This is a genomic window from Nitrosomonas communis (assembly GCF_024102715.1).
Lineage (GTDB): Bacteria > Pseudomonadota > Gammaproteobacteria > Burkholderiales > Nitrosomonadaceae > Nitrosomonas > Nitrosomonas communis_B.
In genome coordinates this window covers 1-19,774 of record NZ_JAGFJM010000105.1, presented here as the reverse complement: position 1 = coordinate 19,774, position 19,774 = coordinate 1, and the positions used below count along the sequence as shown (strand labels likewise).

Annotated in this window: 17 protein-coding genes and 1 pseudogene; 8 read left to right on the top strand and 10 right to left on the bottom strand. The window is 48.2% G+C overall.

Features of this window, described 5'->3' with window-relative positions:
* The first annotated feature begins 96 nt into the window (after positions 1-96).
* The gene (locus J5I83_RS10105; protein WP_304055606.1) at positions 97-1,044 is read left to right on the top strand and encodes an FAD:protein FMN transferase; all 948 of its coding nucleotides are present in this window, start codon (positions 97-99) and stop codon (positions 1,042-1,044) included.
* A 165-nt stretch (positions 1,045-1,209) separates the two neighbouring features.
* On the opposite strand, the gene ubiE is transcribed toward J5I83_RS10105, so the two are convergent.
* Both ubiE and J5I83_RS10095 read right to left on the bottom strand, forming a co-directional pair.
* Positions 1,210-1,944: a bifunctional demethylmenaquinone methyltransferase/2-methoxy-6-polyprenyl-1,4-benzoquinol methylase UbiE gene (gene ubiE, locus J5I83_RS10100; RefSeq protein ID WP_304055604.1), complete on the bottom strand. Its 735-nt coding sequence runs from the start codon at positions 1,942-1,944 to the stop codon at positions 1,210-1,212.
* A 177-nt stretch (positions 1,945-2,121) separates the two neighbouring features.
* Positions 2,122-2,499, bottom strand: coding sequence for a DUF971 domain-containing protein (locus J5I83_RS10095; protein WP_304055602.1), 378 nt, complete (start codon positions 2,497-2,499; stop codon positions 2,122-2,124).
* A 120-nt stretch (positions 2,500-2,619) separates the two neighbouring features.
* Here J5I83_RS10095 and phoB point away from each other — a divergent pair, with 120 nt between their 5' ends.
* Together phoB and phoR are read left to right on the top strand one after the other, a co-directional pair.
* Positions 2,620-3,345: a phosphate regulon transcriptional regulator PhoB gene (gene phoB, locus J5I83_RS10090; RefSeq protein WP_304055600.1), complete on the top strand. Its 726-nt coding sequence runs from the start codon at positions 2,620-2,622 to the stop codon at positions 3,343-3,345.
* Positions 3,346-3,578: 233 nt separating this feature from the next.
* Positions 3,579-4,967 (top strand): phosphate regulon sensor histidine kinase PhoR, encoded by a 1,389-nt coding sequence (phoR, locus tag J5I83_RS10085; RefSeq protein WP_304055598.1) that lies wholly within the window; start codon positions 3,579-3,581, stop codon positions 4,965-4,967.
* Between the two features lie 6 nt (positions 4,968-4,973).
* On the opposite strand, the gene J5I83_RS10080 is transcribed toward phoR, so the two are convergent.
* From J5I83_RS10080 to efp, 4 genes are all read right to left on the bottom strand, one after another.
* Positions 4,974-6,950 carry an aminotransferase class I/II-fold pyridoxal phosphate-dependent enzyme gene (locus J5I83_RS10080; RefSeq protein WP_304055597.1) on the bottom strand — a complete coding sequence of 659 codons (1,977 nt, stop codon included), beginning with the start codon at positions 6,948-6,950 and terminating at the stop codon, positions 4,974-4,976.
* Positions 6,951-7,014: 64 nt separating this feature from the next.
* Positions 7,015-10,953 (bottom strand): translocation/assembly module TamB domain-containing protein, encoded by a 3,939-nt coding sequence (locus tag J5I83_RS10075; protein WP_304055595.1) that lies wholly within the window; start codon positions 10,951-10,953, stop codon positions 7,015-7,017.
* 12 nt (positions 10,954-10,965) lie between these two features.
* Entirely contained in the window at positions 10,966-12,780 is a 1,815-nt protein-coding gene (locus J5I83_RS10070) for an autotransporter assembly complex family protein (RefSeq protein ID WP_304055593.1), read from the bottom strand.
* A 99-nt stretch (positions 12,781-12,879) separates the two neighbouring features.
* Entirely contained in the window at positions 12,880-13,446 is a 567-nt protein-coding gene (efp, locus tag J5I83_RS10065) for an elongation factor P (RefSeq protein WP_304055592.1), read from the bottom strand.
* A gap of 17 nt (positions 13,447-13,463) precedes the next feature.
* Between efp and J5I83_RS10060 the strand changes: the two genes are divergently transcribed.
* The 4 genes from J5I83_RS10060 (at position 13,464) to pgsA (ending at position 16,834) form a co-directional block, all read left to right on the top strand.
* Positions 13,464-14,144, top strand: a complete 681-nt coding sequence (locus tag J5I83_RS10060; protein ID WP_304055591.1) for a uracil-DNA glycosylase — start codon at positions 13,464-13,466, stop codon at positions 14,142-14,144.
* A 23-nt stretch (positions 14,145-14,167) separates the two neighbouring features.
* Positions 14,168-14,356 (top strand): 4-oxalocrotonate tautomerase family protein, encoded by a 189-nt coding sequence (locus J5I83_RS10055; protein WP_304055590.1) that lies wholly within the window; start codon positions 14,168-14,170, stop codon positions 14,354-14,356.
* A gap of 15 nt (positions 14,357-14,371) precedes the next feature.
* Entirely contained in the window at positions 14,372-16,189 is a 1,818-nt protein-coding gene (gene uvrC / locus J5I83_RS10050) for an excinuclease ABC subunit UvrC (RefSeq protein WP_304055588.1), read from the top strand.
* A gap of 72 nt (positions 16,190-16,261) precedes the next feature.
* Positions 16,262-16,834: a CDP-diacylglycerol--glycerol-3-phosphate 3-phosphatidyltransferase gene (gene pgsA / locus J5I83_RS10045; protein ID WP_304055586.1), complete on the top strand. Its 573-nt coding sequence runs from the start codon at positions 16,262-16,264 to the stop codon at positions 16,832-16,834.
* A gap of 28 nt (positions 16,835-16,862) precedes the next feature.
* Here pgsA and J5I83_RS10040 read toward each other — a convergent pair whose 3' ends face one another.
* The 3 genes from J5I83_RS10040 to J5I83_RS14570 all read right to left on the bottom strand — a co-directional run bounded on the left by J5I83_RS10040 (position 16,863) and on the right by J5I83_RS14570 (position 18,362).
* A complete protein-coding gene (locus tag J5I83_RS10040; RefSeq protein ID WP_304055584.1) occupies positions 16,863-17,663 on the bottom strand; it encodes a carbonic anhydrase in 801 nt (266 codons plus the stop codon).
* A gap of 135 nt (positions 17,664-17,798) precedes the next feature.
* A complete protein-coding gene (locus J5I83_RS10035) occupies positions 17,799-18,071 on the bottom strand; it encodes a hypothetical protein (protein WP_304055582.1) in 273 nt (90 codons plus the stop codon).
* Positions 18,072-18,251: 180 nt separating this feature from the next.
* Positions 18,252-18,362, bottom strand: coding sequence for an integrase core domain-containing protein (locus J5I83_RS14570; RefSeq protein WP_369683419.1), 111 nt, complete (start codon positions 18,360-18,362; stop codon positions 18,252-18,254).
* Between the two features lie 190 nt (positions 18,363-18,552).
* On the opposite strand from J5I83_RS14570, the gene J5I83_RS10030 reads away from it, so the two are divergent.
* Positions 18,553-19,230 carry an SOS response-associated peptidase gene (locus tag J5I83_RS10030; protein ID WP_304055580.1) on the top strand — a complete coding sequence of 226 codons (678 nt, stop codon included), beginning with the start codon at positions 18,553-18,555 and terminating at the stop codon, positions 19,228-19,230.
* Between the two features lie 430 nt (positions 19,231-19,660).
* Here J5I83_RS10030 and J5I83_RS10025 read toward each other — a convergent pair.
* Positions 19,661-19,774, bottom strand: a pseudogene (locus J5I83_RS10025) (IS5/IS1182 family transposase); the annotation flags it as partial.

Below are 19,774 nucleotides of genomic sequence, written 5' to 3'. Positions count from 1 at the left end.
TGAAAGGTCTGGATGATTATGACCGTATGATGATGATATTTAGGCAAAAATAAGGATGCAGATACCTTGAGAATGATTGTTTGAGTACTCATTTTAATGAAACTTTACCGTTTTCCCTTTAAGGCAATGGGTACGCCCTGTGAGATACAGCTTTATGCTATCACCGAGATTAAAGCTGGGCGTGTTGTGGATGCAGCAATTGCAGATATTCAGCGATTAGAGTCGGTCTATTCACGTTATCGTGAAAGTAGCTTTTTGTCCGAAATTAATCGTGTGGCAGCGAAAGGAGGGTGTATTACGGTTGATAACGAAACAGCCGGTTTGCTCGATTATGCTGAAACTTGCTATGAGGAAAGTGATGAGCTGTTTGATATTACTTCAGGTATTCTGCGCCGGGTCTGGGATTTCACATCGAATCAGCTACCGGATGAGACAGTTATTCAAACTTTGTTGGCTAGAATAGGCTGGAATAAATTGCACTGGCGATCACCTGTGCTTGAATTTCCACTGGCAGGCATGGAGATCGACTTGGGTGGCGTGGTCAAAGAATATGCGGTCGACCGTGCTGCTACGATATGCTGGGATATGGGCATTCAACACGGCATGGTTAACTTGGGAGGGGATATCAAGATTATTGGCCCGCATGCAGATGGTAGCCCCTGGCGCATCGGCATACGGCATCCTCGTCACCCGGATGTCCTGTTACAGACACTGGAGCTCTACTCAGGCGCACTTGCCAGCAGCGGCGATTATGAGCGCTGTATTACCATAAATGGCATTCGTTACGGTCACGTGCTGAATCCGAAAACAGGCTGGCCAGTCAAGCGGATGGCTGCAGTTAGTGTGATTGGTGATTTCTGCGTCATTGCAGGCAGCGCTTCAACGATCGGGATGCTTAAAGACAATCAAAGTAAAGACTGGCTTAAAGAGCTTGATTTACCCCATCTATGGGTGGATGTCGATGGGCAGGTCGGGGGTTCACTCACAGAAGATGGTGAAAATGCTGCCCAGCCAGGTAGCGAAACGCCATATCAGGACAGATAACCGTTAACATGAACGGCGCGTGACACTGCGATTTACCTGTAATTCCATTTCCAAATCAGAACTGACATTGTCGGCTTCACCTTGCCGTATTATTTATACTGTCTGCGGCTCGCCTTCGCGTCATTTTTGATTTGGAAATGGAATAAATAGTTTTTTAGCAGCGCCCTAAAATTTGTAGCCCCGATGGAGCGCGACCACGCCGGCAGCTAAATTGAAATATTCCACCCGTTCAAATCCAACTTGCTGCATCAGTTGTTTCAGTTCTTCTTGCGATGGATGCATACGAATTGATTCAGCAAGATAGCGATAACTGCCTTCATCCTTAGCGACTAATTTTCCCATGATCGGGAGCACCTTGAAGGAGTAAGTATCATAAAGAGGCTGCAATGGTCTCCATACTTTCGAGAATTCGAGCACGATCAGCGACCCACCTGGACAGAGCACACGCAGCATTTCTTTGAGCGCGATATCTTTGTGGGTCATGTTTCTGAGACCAAATGCGACACTGACATGATCAAAATAATTGTCAGGGAACGGCAGTTTTTCTGCATCACACTGTGCTGCCGGGATAGTTATTCCTTCATTCAGCATACGATCACGCCCGATTGTCAGCATGGAATTATTGATATCGGTTAGCCAGACCTGGCCTGTTTCACTCACTTTTTCAACAAACAATGCGGTCAAATCTGCTGTGCCGCCCGCGATATCAAGAATCCGGTCTCCTGCTTTTGCCCCGCTTGTTTCCACAGCAAACCGCTTCCAGAGCCGATGCAGTCCGAGCGACATCATATCGTTCATTAGATTGTAGCGTGCAGCAACCGAGTCAAACACATCGGCAACTTTATGTGCTTTCTCTGTTTCTGAAACAGTTTTGAAGCCGAAATGGGTAGTTTTTGTCATTTCAAATGATTATCACAGAATTGAAGAATGATGAAGCTTCATGAGAACTACTATCTCGTTCCAGTAAAACTCTTACCGTTTGCGGTGAGCCTGTCGAGCTGCTAAGAACTCACCTTGTCTTTAACAGATTCAGGCTGAACGGCGTTAATGAAACGATACGCTAGTTTAATGTATTCGTTATGCTGTTTCATGGTTAATGCCAGCTTCTTTTAGCCGTTGCAAATAGTGTTGCCACATTTTATCCTGATTTAGGCCATAATTATAAAGTAAATCCCAGGAGTACAGTCCAGTATTATGACCGTCAGAGAAATTCAACTGGATGGCGTAACGGCCTACGGGCTCAATATGGGTGATGGACACATTCTGCTTGCCTGTTTGCAGAATCTCTTGTCCGGGTCCGTGGCCGCGCACTTCCGCTGAAGGAGAATAGACACGCAGAAATTCACAGGGTAGCTGAAAAGTCTTGCCGTCATTGAAGGAGATTTCCAGTAACCTGGATTTTTTATGCAGCTTTATTTCAGTAGGAACGGGAGTATGTTTATTTAGTCCTGCCATTGATGTCTATTGAAAAATTGAGGTTGACGATATATGACAATTGTACTGTTTGTCACAAAAATGCAATGCTTCCTTTATATTATCTCAGATATTTTTAAAATATTTTGAGTGAGGTCACTAATGGCTGCAACAATACTGATCGTGGAAGATGAACCCGCCATCCAGGAGTTGATTTCATATAATTTACGTAATGCGGGATACGCTGTGTTGTGCGCAGGAAGCGCAGAACAGGCAAAGGATATGGTGAATGATGTACTGCCTGATCTGGTGCTGCTTGATTGGATGCTGCCGAATATAAGCGGGATCGAGTTTGCGCGCATGCTGCGGCAAGGAATACGCACCAAAATGGTGCCTATCATCATGTTAACGGCGCGCGTGGAGGAGAGTGATAAAGTAACCGGACTGGAAATTGGTGCGGATGATTATATCATCAAGCCATTCTCGCCTCGTGAACTCATTGCGCGAATTAAAGCAGTGCTACGTCGGCGCTTGCCAGAAGCATCAGATGAATTGGTTGAAGTGGGGGGATTAAGGTTGGATCCGACAACACACCGGGTAACTGTGAATGATCTGGAAGATGACTCAAGATCATCAGAAATCGCACTCGGTCCGACTGAATTTCGTCTATTGCACTTCCTGATGACACATACCGAGCGTGTGCATACACGCGGGCAACTGCTTGACCGCGTATGGGGAGACCATGTCTTTGTCGAAGACCGCACAGTAGATGTTCATATACGAAGACTACGCAGAGCGCTCGAAGAAGCAGGAAAAGATGAATTGGTGCAAACAGTGAGGGGAGCAGGTTATCGTTTTTCTACCCGATGTGAGGCAGGTGCTGAATAAAGGTGCGCTGGACTGATGAGTTCATAAGTAAACCAAATCAATACAACATCTTACATAGCTGTAGACAGTGTCTATCTTGAGATATTCCTTCTATTCGAATATTTCTTCCATACCGGTCTGCTTTTTCAAGCATAATACGCAGCACGAAAGCTTTTCCCAAGGTTTCTGCCTGGAAAGATGTGGATCTCAGGAATATCCAGAAGCAATTTTTTATCCCTCTCCGTGATATTAACGTGTTTGATCTCTGCCGACGTTTTAGCGGTATTATTTTGCTGATAGGTGTGACTGCCATTGTCTGGGTCGCGCTGGATACAGTGGCCGCATTGATTTTATCCAGTTCTGTGCTGCTGGGATTGACAATATATCATACCTATTGCCTTGCTATCCTGGATCAATGGTTTCAACGGTTTAATCACACTGCTTTTGATTCATCCACCATGCCTAATGTACCCAGAAGTTTTGGTGCATGGGGGGATGTGTTCATACGCCTGGCGCGGTTTATCCGGCGTTATTATCGAAGCCGGCAAAGTCTGAGCAAGGCGCTGGAGCGATTGCAGCGTGCAACATCAGCCATGCCGGAAGGCATTGTCATTCTGGATGAAGCTGATCGAATTGAATGGTGTAATCTCTCCGCTGAGCAGCACTTGGGTTTGAATCTGGAACTCGATATTGGTCAGCATGTCACTCATTTGGTGCGACAGACGCCATTTGTAGAATATCTGGCTTCCAGGGATTACAGCAAACCACTGGTGATCAAGCAATCACGTTACGAGGAGATGGTGCTTTCATTCCAGCTGGTGCCTTATGGAGATAAGGAGAAGCTGCTGATCAGTCGAGACATTACCCGCTTTGAGAAGATGGAAATTATGCGCCGGGATTTCATCGCCAATGTTTCCCATGAGCTGCGTACACCTTTGACCATTATCAGCGGGTTTCTAGAAACGCTGCTGGAAGAAGAAATCAAAGATAGCGAAATGGAAAAGCGTGCACTGGTTTTAATGGCTGATCAGGCAAAGCGCATGCAACGTCTGGTGGAAGATTTGCTGACATTGTCGCGGCTCGAAAATGCCCAGAATATCCTGCATGAAGAAAACGTCAATATTATAGAATTACTGACTAGTCTGTTTCAGGAGGCGCAATCGCTCAGTGCAGGACGCCATCACATTACGTTGAATATTTTAACGGATGCGCAACTATTAGGCAGTGTCGATGAACTAGGCAGTGCATTTGGCAACCTTGTCAGTAATGCCGTGCGTTATACGCCTACAGGCGGGCAGATATCATTGAATTGGACGGAAGAACAGGATCAAGGCTTGTTTTATGTCCAGGATAGTGGCATTGGCATCAGCCCTGAGCATATCCCCCGCCTGACGGAGCGCTTTTACCGGATTGATCGCAGCCGTTCCCGTGAAACCGGTGGTACCGGTTTGGGGCTTGCTATCGTCAAGCATATTTTAGGCCGCCATCAGGCACGTATGGAAATTGTCAGCGAAACAGGCAAAGGGAGTATTTTCAAAGCCTGGTTTCCAGCAAAACGTTTGGTAAAGAGTACAGTACGCCCCATGCCAGCCGGCGACACCGATTCAATATTGCCAGATCAAACCCTTCCGCCGCTACCGTAATGCTTGTTAAGAAAGCTGTTTTAAACTTCCTTCCTCGGCAGCGGTGAGCAGCCTCAGGCATGGCAGATAGCCGTCGTAGACGATGCCATGTACCTCCACGCGTTTTTGTGAGCGCAGCATGCTGACCAAATAGTGTATTACGCCGTTAGTGATGGTTTGCCCCGGTACTAATACCGGTATGCCAGGAGGGTAGGGTGTGATCTGGTCAGCGCAGATTCTTCCTTCCAGATTCTTATTGACCTTGTCTTCTTCGTCCAGTAACGGCACTAATTCCCCACCGCAGTAAAAGGCATCACGCGGCAGATATCTCAGCTCCGTAAAATGAGGGATTTCCGATGTCTGGTAGAGCCGCCGCGGCGCGCGGCCTTCGCGCGCAATGCGCATCAACGCATCATAAAGACGCGATACCTTGCTGCGGGTAGTGCCAATGGTGAGCAGCAGGGTAAGGGTATTGAAAGTGGATTTTTCCACCTGAATATTGTAGTGCTCGAACAATTCCCGGATCAGCTCTTCCACTGTAAAGCCGCAGCGCGAAATATCCACCGTCACCTTGGTAGGATCAAGCTGGATATTGTCTTGCTTGATGTCATCAGGCAGCAGTTCGGGCAGTTCCAGCACCTGAAATACGCCGGTGGAATTGATCTGTGCACGTACCTCTCTGGCAAGTTCCAGCGTGCGCGAGAGCAGTTTATATCCTTCCAGCATGACTTGCTTGCGCGCTACATCCAGGCTCGCGATCATGCTGTACTGTGGGCTGGTGGAGGTATGCATGTTGAAATTCTCACGGAACAAGTGCTCGTTGAAATCGGGATCATTGACATGAATCATGCTGGACTGGGAAAAGGCAGACAGCACCTTGTGGGTGCTTTGCGTGGCGTAATCCGCGCCTGCTTCCAGCGCAGTGGGGCGAAAGGCTGGGTGGAAACGGGCAAAACCATACCAGGCTTCATCAATAATGACTTTGATCCCTTTGGCATGCGCAGCTTCAATGATCGGCGGCAGATCATAGCGTAAGCCATCATAGGTGCAGCTAGTCAAGATCAAGGCTTCTGCATCAGCATGCTGTTCGATGGCATCAAATAAAGTTTGTTTCGGTACCGGCCCGTAGATACTGAATTTTTTATTGACTGATGAGTCGAGATAAACCGGATGGGCGCCTGACAGCACCACGCCGTGATGCACCGATTTATGGCAATTCCGGTCCAACAGTAATTTTTCACCGGGAGCAAGTAAGGTCTGAAAAATCACCTTGTTGGCAGTGGAAGTACCGTTGGTGGCGAAAAAGGTACGGCGTGCGCCAAATGCTTTGGCAGCAATTTTCTGTGCTTCTGCGATGACTCCCGTGGGTTCCATCAACGAATCCAGCATGGGAACGGATACAGACAGATCAGCGCGGAAAATATGCTCACCGATAAATTTATAGAAATCGCTTACCCACGGGCTATCTCGCAGTGAATCGCCGGAAGAATGGCCAGGTGTATGCCAGGCATCCTTGGCCATCAAGACATAGTGCTTGAGTTGGTCATAGAACGGTGTGCGCGCCTTATCCTGCAGTTGCGCATTGAGAATGCGATACATGCCGCGATAGTCACGTTCCTCACGGTAGAAATAACCATCCACCGTTTCGGAAAAGAGGATATCAACCACTTCATCTTCCTGTTCCTGCGCGATTAACACATAAATATTCAGCTCGGGGCGGAAGCGGGAAATTTTTTGCACCAGCTCTAATGCGCTCATTTGCAAATTGCGCGAGCCTTTTCGTTCACTTTGCAGGGTATACAGCTTATCATCGACTACCAGCGCCTGAATATCGCCATCTTGTTCAATTGCTTGCAAGGCCTCATGCGCTGTGGTAACTCCTGCAAACGCGATCCCCAGCGGATTGTCCATCGACTTGGCAGCAATACTGAGTCCTTTGATAAGTTCCTTCAGAATCAGTTTTTCATCATTGATCAGGAGAATGCGGCTAACGGGTTTTTTCATAACTAGGCGCTATCAAGGTACGTGCGAGGGGTGGATGTTTTTAATCCAGGTTTTTTGCAAATTCTCAATCATACTGGAAGGTATAGTACAGATCGATTGCATTATCGTCACCCGCACGCGTTACGATAGTAATATGTCGCGTCAGACTATAGGTGAGTTTGGTGATGCCAGCGGCGGCAGTAGTGAGTCCTCGTTCATAACTCAGATAGGCGCGCGTGGAAAGACGTTTGCCAATGACACCGATCTGGCTGCCTAATGCACTGTCTGTTGTACTGCCGGTTGTACTGCCGGTTGTACTGCCGATTGGACTGCCGAATGTGCCGCTGGTTGTCTGTTGCCTAATCGAAAATTCATCCACACCCAGCGCCTGGCCAATCTGATCAATCACACCACCGCCGGATTGCCCGCTCAAGATGGAGCTGGCGGCAGCGAGCAATAGCGAAGTATCCATCCCGCTGGCATCGGATGCACGTCCCAGTACAATCCAGGATAATTTTTCAGAATCAGGGACGTTAGGCGTAGATACCAGTTTAATGATCGGATTGCGGACTGAACCGGTCACTTGAACACCTGCTTCGACAGGTAAATTTTTGCGTACTGCCAGGACGTTGAGGGCAGGATCGCCCAGCGGACCGTCAAAACTGACGATACCACGCTGTACCGTTAACTGCTGACCATAGGCGTTAAAGACTGTATCACGTGCGCTAATTGTTCCAATTGCACTCAGTGCCCGCCCTGGTTTGCTGCTTAACTGCAACTGCCCGGCTAGACGGCCTTCCAAGCCGGAAGCACGCAAGTAGAAATATTCACCTAAATCCAGGGTGGCATTGAGATTGACCAGGAGTTTCTCAGCGTCGGCAGGGGGAGCAGACTCCCCAGTGATAATAATGACATCATCGGATAGTTGCGGTTTTCCAGCCTCAGGCTGGAGTAAGAAGCCGGCATCCGTAGTTAGCTTGCCATCGATGGCAAGTTGTTGCTTATGCAAACTTACCTGGCCATTACCGGAAACAATGATCCATCGATCAGGCTGTTGCGCCAAAGGCAGGTGATCGATTGCAATGGTTAAATAACTGCGCTGATCTTGATAATCGATGGCACCTGTTACCGCAAGCTGACCCGAGTCTTTGGCCAGTTTTATCTTGGACAAGAGGCGATCCTTGGGGGGGGCTTGATGAGGCGAAGTGAACGTGAGGGTATTGATTTGCAATGAGGTTTGATCAAAATGGGCTTTAAGATTTCCTTGCTGTAAATGGATGCCCTCATCCAGCAGGGCAAGCGCAAGTTCTTCCCCGAGGATGGTCCCGTCTAAGCGAGGGTGATCAAAAGTGCCGGATACATTGGCTTGCATGGAAAGCTGTCCGCTGCTTTTTAAGTTGCTGTTCACTAGCGGCCCAATCCAGGATAAATCGGCAATGCTGAAGTTCATTTTGCCACTCAACGGTAGCTCATGTGCTATTTGCCAGTTGCCATTTTTATGGACTAAAGGGAGCGTTGCATTTGCCATTGTTTCTCCCGTGCGTTCACCACGAATCACCAGACCTGCCGTCAGGTTACCATCCTGCGCACGGGCATCGAATTGCAATTGCTGCAAGCCCAGTTGAATAGGAGCATCATCCAGTAAAAACGCCCAATCGCCTTTTTCGCGGGCGATACGTAGATGACCTTTCAATTGCTTGCTGGCAGTGATATCCCATTCACCTCCCAGTTGCAGGGCTGTACCGTTTTGCACAGGCGCATTTTCTGATTGCAGGGTAATGCCTGCTAATGTGCCACGAGTTGACCACTGCTGCGGGGTCCAATGGGCATCGAGTATGCTGATTTCACCTTCAGCGACAGCGATGCGGGTCGATTCTAAAGAAATCCGTTTTTGACTGATGCTAAGTGTAGGCTGATTAAGCAGGTGAAAAGGCAGGAAGCCTGTTGCCGATAATTTTTCCAGCGCACCATGCCACTGAAAATTCTGTAGATTTTCTGTAGGAAGAACGAGTTTGCCTGTAGTCTGGAATACAAGATGCGAATCCTGCGGCAAACCTGTTTCTATGCTCAGCGTATGCCGGGCTTGATTGCCAGCCAATGCGATTGTTAAGTTTTGCAGATAATCTTCACTATTCGAACGATAGTTCGCCATTTTGATTGCAAGCGCCACAGCTGTTTTGTGCAGGTTGCCAGTAATGGTGAAATCTGATAGTTGCTGCTTGCCGCTAAATGTTAAGCGTTTTGCGCTACTTGCGATGAGTAATCGAGGCGACTCTAACGTGTCTGCCAGGGTGATCTGCGCATTAAGATCGCCTTGCATATCTAACCCCAGTTGTGCCAGCGCAGGTGCGGCAATATTCAGTAGTAGCTGGTCACCTTTGTTACCAAAAGCACCTTTGGTACTGAGTTGATTGCTGCCTATCTGCAAGTTGATTTCACTTTTGATGCGCTTGACAGCATCAAATGATATTTGACCTTTGCCCATAACTGGTTGCCTGGCGAACTGGCTTTTTGCGATGGTAAAATCAATGGCACCGCTGACTTGCGGCGCAAGGTTCCCTGTCAATTTGAGCGTGGCGTTCAAATTTGACTGAGGCGCCTGTATGAATGAAGCAAGATCAAACCGGCTGAGCGTGCCTTCAAAATGAAAGGATTGGGATTCTTTCAGAGCGAGCTGACCTTGCCCAGTCAGGGTAGAAGCATGATGGCGCAGGGTGAATTTTTCCAAACTTACGGTAGTTTCGGTACGAGTCAAGTTCATTTCAAGCGATAATGCCTTGTCACGGAGTGAAATCGTTCCTTGCTGGGTTGCGGTGTCGCCAGTGAGTTTGAGATAACCATTGATTTTTGCTGCTTGCAGACGCGTATCCAGGGCGGCAGGATTAAGCTGATTCACTTTGAGATCGACAGATCCTGTTGCTTGCGCTCGTTGCCAGGCGATACGGCCGCTAATGGTTGCGTTACCGGCCGTTTTCAGAACCATCTCATCAAGCCGGATTTCATGCGGCGAAATGCAAGGTTGCGCCCGTATTTCCATCACAGGTAAACCGTTTTGATCCAATGGTTGGGGGAGACTATTTTTAATAATCATGCTGCCTTGCAGCTTTCCAGCAGTGTCTTCGTTTAAATCTGCCTGGATGGACAGATTGGCTTTAGGCATATCAGCCAAAAAGGCTTGCGGATTCAGTTGCGCTATTGATAATTGGAGCGTGGCAAGCGGCATGGCCGCAAACGGATGCAATATAAATTCTCCCTTGCCTTGAGCACCTGCGCTCATTGCGGTGATATTCCCATTGATTTCTTCAAGACTGCCGGTTAGATCGATTGAAACGGCGGTCACTGGCATCTCGGTATTGGTGGCAGCATGTTGCTGATTGTCCAGCGTCACCTGGGCATTCACATTAAAAGGCCGCTCTGTGCTTAGCAGCAGTGATCCAGTCAGCTTTCCCAATTCCAGCTCGAGCGAGATTTGCTGCAGAAGATGGCGATGAGCATCACTTTGCAGCTGGGTGGTAATGTTGGTAACTGTTAAATCAGGTGTTTCCTGGCCTATCGTCAGCATTTGCAAGGTGCCGATTTCCAGTTTATGCAGCGACAGTGACAGCGGCAGCTGCAAGCTCTCGGGCAGAGTGAATGGTTCCTCGGTTGATTCTGTAGCAGGTGACGACTGTATCTCGATCGCATTGGCTGTCAGCATTGTGATCGATAATTGCCTGGAAAATAGGAGCTGGGGCTGCCACTGCAGCTCAATGCCGTTAATGTTGACGCGGAGATCGTCACTGTTATAGCTCATTTTTTGCACGCTTAATGCGCGTAGCGTGCCATTAACATGCTCAAACAGAATACTGTCACCGCTGACGCGCGATACTATGGACAGCAGGAACCGCAGGCCGGAGTTACTGCTTGTTATCCAAATGCCGCCTGCAGTCAGGGTAATGGTCAGAAAAAGGACGAAAATCAGTAACCACGATCTTTTGCTATCTTTGTTCTGGTTGGGGTTGGCATCGGTATGCTGTTTGCTCATTTTTTCAACTGACTAGAAAGCGACTGCAATGGAGAAATGTACCCGTAGTGTGCCAGTATCGTGCCGTCTGGCTAAATCGAGTGCCAGCGGGCCGGCAGGGCTGCGCCAGCGGATACCACTACCATAGCCGAATGATGGTTTGAAAGACTGCCAGGAGTCTGCTGCATCACCAACATCTGTGAACAAGGCAGCTCCCCACTTCTCGGTAAACCAGCGTACATATTCAAGGGTGCCAGTACCAAGTGCGCGTCCACCAACAATAGCATTACCTTCACGCACCCCCAGGCTGAGAAAATCATATCCCCGCACTGAATTGATGCCGCCTGCACGGAATAAATATTCCTGAGGAATGCCGTCACGGGATGAGGCTATGGTATAGCCAATTTCTGCCCGCAGAAATAGCACATCACGCGCTCCAATTGGCCACCAATGTTGATGGCGCGCATAAGTGCGCACGAAATCCCGTTTCGAGAGCATATATTGGCTGCCGCCGCCAATGCGTATTTCTGAAATATGACCCCGTCTGGCATGTAGCGGATTGTCTACATTATGGTAGCGCCACCACGTGTCCAGTGCTAACGCATAGGTTGTGGTATCGGGTGCGCCTGCCGGCTGTCTTTCTTCCCTTTGCCAGGCAATACCGACCTGTGTGCGCATTTTTTCGGTGATGCGTTCGCGGGTAAGACCGACTCTCTGATTGAATGTTTTCAAATCTTCGATGTCGGTCCGTTCGATTTTTGCTCCCAGGCTATAGAGATAATTGTTTTCATCCGGGATGGTGTCGATTCTTGTCGAGAAGAGCTGGCGCTTTTGCTCATAACGCAGCAGGCTGCTCATACTCAGTGCCCGGTTCAGAAAATTGTAATTACGGTAATTAATTTCTCCTCTGGCGCCCGTGTTGGTACTATAGCCAACGCCTACAGCGATTTGCTGCGAGCGAGCCTCAGTCAGGATGACTTCTACCGGAATGGCCTGGTGAGACGCAATATCGGGGTGGATACTGATTGAGACCGAACTAAGGTGAGGGATATTCTGTAACGTGGTCTGGAAAGCAAGCAGTTTATCCCGGCGATAAGGATCGCCCTTTTGGAAAGGTGCGTAGTTGCTTATTATGCTTTGATCGTACCGCGTCAGTCCGCTAATCTGTAAGTCGCCGAAGTAGAATACCGGCCCTGAATCGATCACGATGTGCAATTTGGCACTGGCTGTTGCAGGATCAACTTCGGCCTGACTGCTGGTAATCTGGGCAGCAGCATATTCCCTTTCCGCAACGCTGGCGAGCAAGGCTGCTTTGGCCTCTTCCCAGACTGCAGTGCGAAATGGCTCGCCCGCTCCCAGTTGCCAATGCCTGCGTAATTGTTCTACTCGCTGGTGATGCTCGGGTGTTTCAACGGCCAGATCACCCTGAAATTCGATGGTGACTTCGGTCACTTTTGTCTGCGCTCCCGGAACTACCTTCAGGATCAGTTTTTCTCCATTTACACCACTTTCCAGGGTAACGACAGGAGTGAAATAACCCTCGGTTGCGAGTAGCTCTTTGATTTCCTGTTTTGCCTTGCGGGCATAAGCTGCTTGCGCTGTGTCACTGGCAAAAGGTTCATCAGGAAATGTGAGGTGTTTTTTTATGAGTTTCTTGACAGATTTGGGTGCGGAGAGCTTGATGATAGTCGGCTCTGATTGTTTGTCCGCATTTTGTATCGTCTGTGCAGCAGCAGGCGTGTGGCAAAACAAATTCAATGCAATACACAACACCAGCAGGGTCCAGCGGACAGCATGGAAGGAAATTGAGGAATTAACAGGAGATCGGGTTAAGCAATCGATTGTCATTGACAGGAGGTAACAATGCAATATCGCCTAAACCTAATCCCCGGCCATTCATATCAAGTTTGGCAGATTAATATTTCAATCTTATGAATGATGAATTATCTAAATGCGCTCGATATATTCACCATTATCAGTATTGACCTTAATTTTTTCACCCTGTAACACAAAAGAGGGTACCATGACGACCAATCCTGTCTCCGTGGTGGCAGGTTTATAGGAGCTGGTGGCCGTTGCGCCTTTGAGAATCGGCTCGGTATCGACTACGGTGAGTATCACGCTAGGGGGAAGCTGTACGCCTATCGGGCGATCATGATGGAAGTTAACCAGTACCTCCGTATTGGGCAGCAGATATTCGCTTTGCCCCTCAAGAAAGTCTTGTGACAAACTCATTTGCTCGTAGGTTTGCTTGTCCATAAAGATATAATCGCTGCCTTCCTGATAAAGAAAGACCATTTCACGAGGCTCGACAATGGTGCGTTCGACCTTGTCTTCAGTACGTATACGCTGATTGGTTTTAGTGCCTGCTTCGATATCTTTCATCTCCACCTGCATGAATGCGCCACCACGGCCGCCAACATGAACATGGTAACATTTCAGTACACGCCAGATGCGCTTGTCCCATTCGATCAGGTTACCAACGCGAATTTCAGTTGCGAGAACTTTTGCCATTGTTTTTTTATTAAAAAATGACCATTTTACACCAAAAAACCTGTAATCCCACTTTAACCTCCTTTGACGAGAATTGCCGCCAGTGTGTACGTCTGACTGAATTTTTGGATACTGTCAGAATCCAATATCCGGCTTACCATGCCAAACCGGTGCCAGCATTCGGTGATTTGTCCGCTAAGCTGCTGATCATCGGCCTGGCGCCGGGCATGCACGGCGCAAACCGCACGGGTAGACCATTTACCGGTGATTTTGCCGGTATTCTGCTATACCAGACGCTGCACAAATTTGGCCTGGCCAGTCATAACGAATCCATTTCCGTGAATGATGATTTACGTTTGCGCAATTGTCGTATTACCAATGCTGTCAAATGCCTGCCGCCTGCAAATAAGCCGCAGCCACGCGAAGTGCGGCAATGTAACGCCTATTTATCAGCCGAACTGGCAGATTTTACCGCGCATGGCGGGCAGGGCGTACTGGCTTTGGGTAATGTGGCCCATCAGGCTGGCTTGATGGCTTTAGGGTTGACAATGAAAAGTTTTCCTTTTCGCCATGGCGCTGTTCATAGCCTTCCCAATGGACTGAGACTTTATGACAGTTATCACTGCAGCCGTTACAATACACAAACTAAACGCTTGACAGCAGAAATGTTCGAGCAAGTCATTGCCAGAGTGTGTGCAGATCTGGCATTACCAACCTGATTAACTTTTTGAGAGAGATTAAGATGTCCTATGTCAATATCCGTATTGCTGGCACATGGAGCCGCGAACAGAAAAAGCAGATTGCCGAGGAAATTACCGATACCTTGGAACGGGTAGGCAATAAACCCAAGTCCTATACCTATATATCCTTTGATGAGATACCGCATGAAAACTGGGCAATTGCCGGAACATTGCTTGGTGACGACGAATAACGGGAAATAAGCATTTTGTCAGCAACCGCGTTTGACGGCAAAGTTTTTTCAGCGGCCTTACCTGCTTTGCCGGGGGTGTACCGTATGCTGAGTGCAGCCGGGGAAGTCATTTACGTCGGCAAGGCAATTGATCTCAGGAAACGGGTGTCATCCTATTTTCAGAAATCCAATCTGAGTCCGCGTATCCAGCTCATGGTTTCGCACATTGCGGCAATTGAAACGACTGTCACGCGTTCGGAAGCAGAAGCCTTGTTGCTTGAGAACAATCTGATCAAGAGCCTGGCGCCTCGTTACAACATCTTATTCAGGGATGATAAGTCTTATCCATATTTGATGCTGAGCCAGCACGCTTATCCACGCTTGGCTTTTTACCGCGGTGCGCTGGAAAACCAGCATCAGTATTTTGGCCCTTTTCCCAATGCTGGCGTTGTCAGAGAAAGCATTCATCTTTTGCAAAAAGTATTTCGTTTGCGCACCTGCGAAGACAGTGTGTTCAATCATCGTACCCGGCCTTGCCTGCTTTATCAGATCAAGCGCTGCAGCGGCCCTTGTGTCAACCTGATTTCACCGGAGGATTACCGTGAAGATGTCAAAAGTGCTTCCCTTTTTTTACAAGGCAAGCAGAATGAAGTGCTGAAAGAGATTGCTGAAAAAATGCAGCTCGCTTCCGAGCAACAGGAATATGAGCAGGCCGCGATTTTTCGCGACCAGATGCAGGCGCTGCGCAAAATCCAGGAGAAACAGTTTGTGGATAGCGGCAAAGCGCTGGATGCGGACGTCATCGCCTGTGTTTCCCTGCATGAGAGTATTGAAAGCGTCTGCGTCAACCTGGTCATGATCAGAGGTGGACGGCATTTGGGCGATAAGAGCTTTTTTCCACAAAATGTGCAGGGTTATGAGTTGCCGGATATTCTGGAAGCATTCATTACTCAGCACTATCTTAATCGGCCGGTGCCGCCGCTGATTGTCATCGGTGAAAACATCCGCCTGGATATTCTGCAACCTTTGCTGACGGAGCAGGCCGGGCGCAAGGTCGCTATCGTGCTCAATCCGGCCGGTGAGCGGCGGGTATGGTTGAAGATGGCGGCTGAGAATGCACGCCTGGCGCTGCAGCAGAGACTGCAAAGGCAAGCCAATCAGGAAGAGCGCGTGCAAGCTTTGCAGTTTGCCCTGAATCTGCCCAGTCTTGGCCGGATCGAGTGTTTCGATATCAGCCATACCATGGGTGAAGCGACGGTGGCTTCCTGCGTGGTTTATGACAACTTCTCTCTGCGTAACAACGAGTATCGCCGTTACAACATCACCGATATTATGCCGGGTGATGATTATGGCGCCATGCGTCAGGCATTGCTGCGGCGCTATGCCAAGCTGGCTGAAGAGGAGGGTAAATTGCCTGATCTGATTCTGATCGATGGCGGTAAAGGGCAGGTCAGCGCAGCGCAGGAAGTGCTGATTGAACTGGGGCTCAATGATATTCCCTTTTTGGGGGTGGCCAAAGGGGAAGGGCGCAAGCCTGGTCTGGAGCAATTGATTTTTCCATTGGCTGAAAAGCCGTTAAAATTACCTGCTGATCATGCTGGTTTGCACCTGATCCAACAGATTCGTGATGAAGCACATCGTTTCGCCATTCAGGGTCATCGTGCTCGGCGCAATAAAGCACGTACGCTTTCAAGCCTGGAACAGATTGCTGGTGTTGGCGCCAAACGGCGGCAAAGTTTGTTAGGCCGGTTCGGAGGGCTGAAGGGTGTGTTGACGGCAAGCGTGGAGGAGTTGCAGCAGGCGGAGGGCATCAGCCGGGCGCTGGCAGAAAGGATATACCGAGAGCTGCATTGAGCTTGCCCATAAAATAAATGTAGTGAAATGGCTGTTGCTTATTAAAAAAACAGAACTGATATTTTTTATATTATGCCAATGAATCTTCCTAATCTGCTGACATGGCTGCGGATACTTGCTATTCCTTTATTTGTCGGAATTTTTTATTTGCCGCCGACCTGGTTATCGCCCTTCGGCCAGAATCTGGTGGCTACTATCATTTTTAGCAGTGCAGCCATCACTGATTGGCTGGATGGCTATCTAGCCCGCACGCTTAATCAGATGTCGGCCTTTGGCGCTTTTCTTGATCCGGTCGCAGATAAATTAATGGTCGCAGCTGCCTTAATCGTGCTGGTGCACCTGGAAAGGCTGGATGCGCCGATTGCGCTGATTATCATCGGCCGGGAAATTACCGTCTCGGCTTTGCGTGAATGGATGGCGCATATCGGTAAAGCCAAAAGCGTCGCCGTTTCTTTTTTGGGAAAAATAAAAACAGCTTCACAAATGGTTGCGATTCCACTCCTGCTTTATCACGAAAAAATCGGAGAGCAGTTTGATTCTCAGGTAATAGGAACCTGGCTTATTTACCTGGCTGCAATTCTGACGCTGTGGTCGATGATTTATTATTTAAAAGCAGCTATTCCTCAGGCGCTGAAGCATTCATAATTCTGCAGCATAGTTGAGATTAATGACTTCATGCGATTAACTCGACTTTACCAGTACTCAGATGATATAAACCGCCAACAATACGGATTTTCTTGTGATCGTGATAATAATCGAGCACAGGCGTTTTGGTTCTCAGCTTTTCTACGGTCATGATGATATTTGCTTTGGTGACATTGATCAGGCGGCTGGAGGAGGTGTCGCTCACGGCTCTGACCGCGGGTGCGATGGCGCTTGCCAGTAGCTGGATGTGGCCAGGGAAATCCCGGTGATGATCGACCGCATCGATCGCTGCTTTCACTGCACCGCAGCTTTCGTGACCCAGCACCATGATCAATGGGGTATTCAGCACGGCCACTGAATATTCCAGGGTAGCCAGATTATCGTGCGTCAAGTAGTTTCCCGCGACGCGTGCCACAAACAAATCGCCCAGCGCTTCATCGAAACAATGTTCGGGACTTACCCGGGAATCGGAGCAACTCAGAATCGTTGCGTAAGGGTTCTGCCCCTTGATGAGCGCGGTTTCGACATCATGAAAATCCAGCGGTTCTGATTTGCCTGAAACATAGCGTTCGTTTCCTGCCATCAACCGCTCCAATGCCTGATCAGGCGTCAGGACATTCTCGGGTTTGGGAATGGTCTGAGCAGGGGTCTCTGCGGCTTTGTTTTCCATGCCGCTGGCGATTCCTGTACCGGCAAAACCCAGGCTGATGGCAGAAGCCCCTGCCAGTTTTAGAAATGAACGCTTATCCAAATCTGCCTGCTCCTGCTGTTTGTTCCGGTTTTTATTCAGGTGAATGTTTGCGCCCGTCAGGTCACGTCGATTACACATGCTGCAGTTCCTTTTGGCCTGTATCAACAAGGAAAATATTTTATCCAATATTCCATCGATTGGCGCAGCAGGAAGGCTATTTTCCGGATAAACACGCAGAAGGGGTACACGCAGATGGGATGTTCACGTCCAGAATCATGAATGCTTGTTCTTACGAACAATAGCCCCAGTTGTCATTGGGTGCAATTGATAAAACGCTCCGATTTCTCGCTGGCTGTATACACCTGTTTTGTAAGCAGCAATAATCGCCGTGCTGCGGTCTTTATATTGCGCTGCAATTTCAGACAAAGGTTTTGTCATCGGCTGTTTTTGCTGCTTGGGGATATTTAAATCGTCTTTTTCTTTCCTAATTCTTTTCCGCATTTCAGTGACGAAAGCTTCATCTCCTAAATAAATCTGATCTTTCAAATTCGACTATATTTCAGATTGATGCTGCACGCCTTTCTGGACGAATTGACGGTATTGCTCCATTGCAATCTTTTTTCGCTTACCAAACAAAGATAATATCCAGTCCGTTGTTAACCATTCAGCTCTTGACGCATCACCTGTCATTGCCAGATGACTATTCCACGGCCAGCCTTCAAGATTCTACCATTCAAACCATGTCGATAAATTCTGTTTTATCTCCTTCAGGTTATTGAATTCTCTGGTATATAAAAGTTCGTACTTAACTGTTCGCCAGAGTCGTTCAACAAAAATATTGTCATATAACCTAAGTCACATAAAATGATTCAATTGCAGCCGGATCGATGACAGTTGGCTGTAGGAAAGGCAGCGTCGATGAACTTGATGGATCGAGGGATACAATGGTTGTCGTGGTGTATGCTTTAGGTCATGATGAGAGTCACAGTATAAAACACTCATTTGACGAATAACAATGTGACGATATATGTGCGGACGTTTTGCCCTAGCTTATCCTCGTTCCAGTCTGACCGATTGGTATCATGCGGTGTCTATACCGGAGATCGAGCCACGTTATAACATTGCGCCTACCGACGATATTCTGGTCATTCGTGATAGTGACCAGGGTCGGGCGGGATCGACGATGCGTTGGGGGCTAATACCTCATTGGGTTAAAGATACCAAGAAACTGCCCTTGCTGTTCAATGCCCGCGCTGAATCGCTGGCTATCAAACCCATGTTCAAACATGCCTTCCGTCGTCAGCGGTGTCTCATTCCAGCTTCGGGCTTCTACGAATGGAAGTTGCTGCCAGATGGCAAAAGCAAACAGCCGTTCTATATCTCTGCTAAAGATGGTCCACTTTCCTTTGCAGGGCTATGGGAGACTGCAATAGTCGATGATGTAACTATCGATAGCTGCACGATCATCACCACAGCAAGCAATGCCTTGATGCGCTCGATTCATAATCGCATGCCCGTCATTCTTTCGCCTGAAGTATGGAATGCCTGGCTGACCCCAACCCAGCAATCCGACGATATTCTATTGTCGCTTCTACAGTTCTATTCTGGGGAGCAGTTGCAGCTATGGCCAGTGTCACCGGCTGTAGGGCGATCAAGCAATGAAGGAGCGCAATTGATTCAGCCGATTCATGATAAATTATCTTGATATATAAAATACCGGATGTAGAGAATGCGTCATCTCATTCATATCATTTAGGCCTGAGTTCTTACCAGTACCGGCTATGGTTGTCGATCATTGTTCAGTGGTATTCATCTGGGTTTTTTCATAGTATTGCACTAAAAGCTATGAGCCAGTATCAAGGCAGGTCTGGGATGCCAAGGCTTCCATTTGCCTAATTTAATGGAATCGAACCTTGCTCAACTTGCATTGGGAAATTTTAATTCTGGCGTTTTTCCCAGAGTCTCTAGGTAAACTCGCTATGACAAAGCATGATTGGTAGTTTGACTTCTGGCTAAGGGAAGTAAATTTTGTCACCTTGTTATTGGATATTGCTATACATAAAAAGGTTATGGCTATGAAAAAAGCGCAATATAGCCTCTCAAAAAGTATACTTAGGTTTTCCTAGATAGTGTCGTCACGAGACTTTGAGCCATAGTGCGAGACAACGAATCTGGACGATGGCGATGAATGAAGAGAGGTTCTTGGCATAGCGGGTGGCAATACCACGCCATTGTTTGAGCGCAAGAAA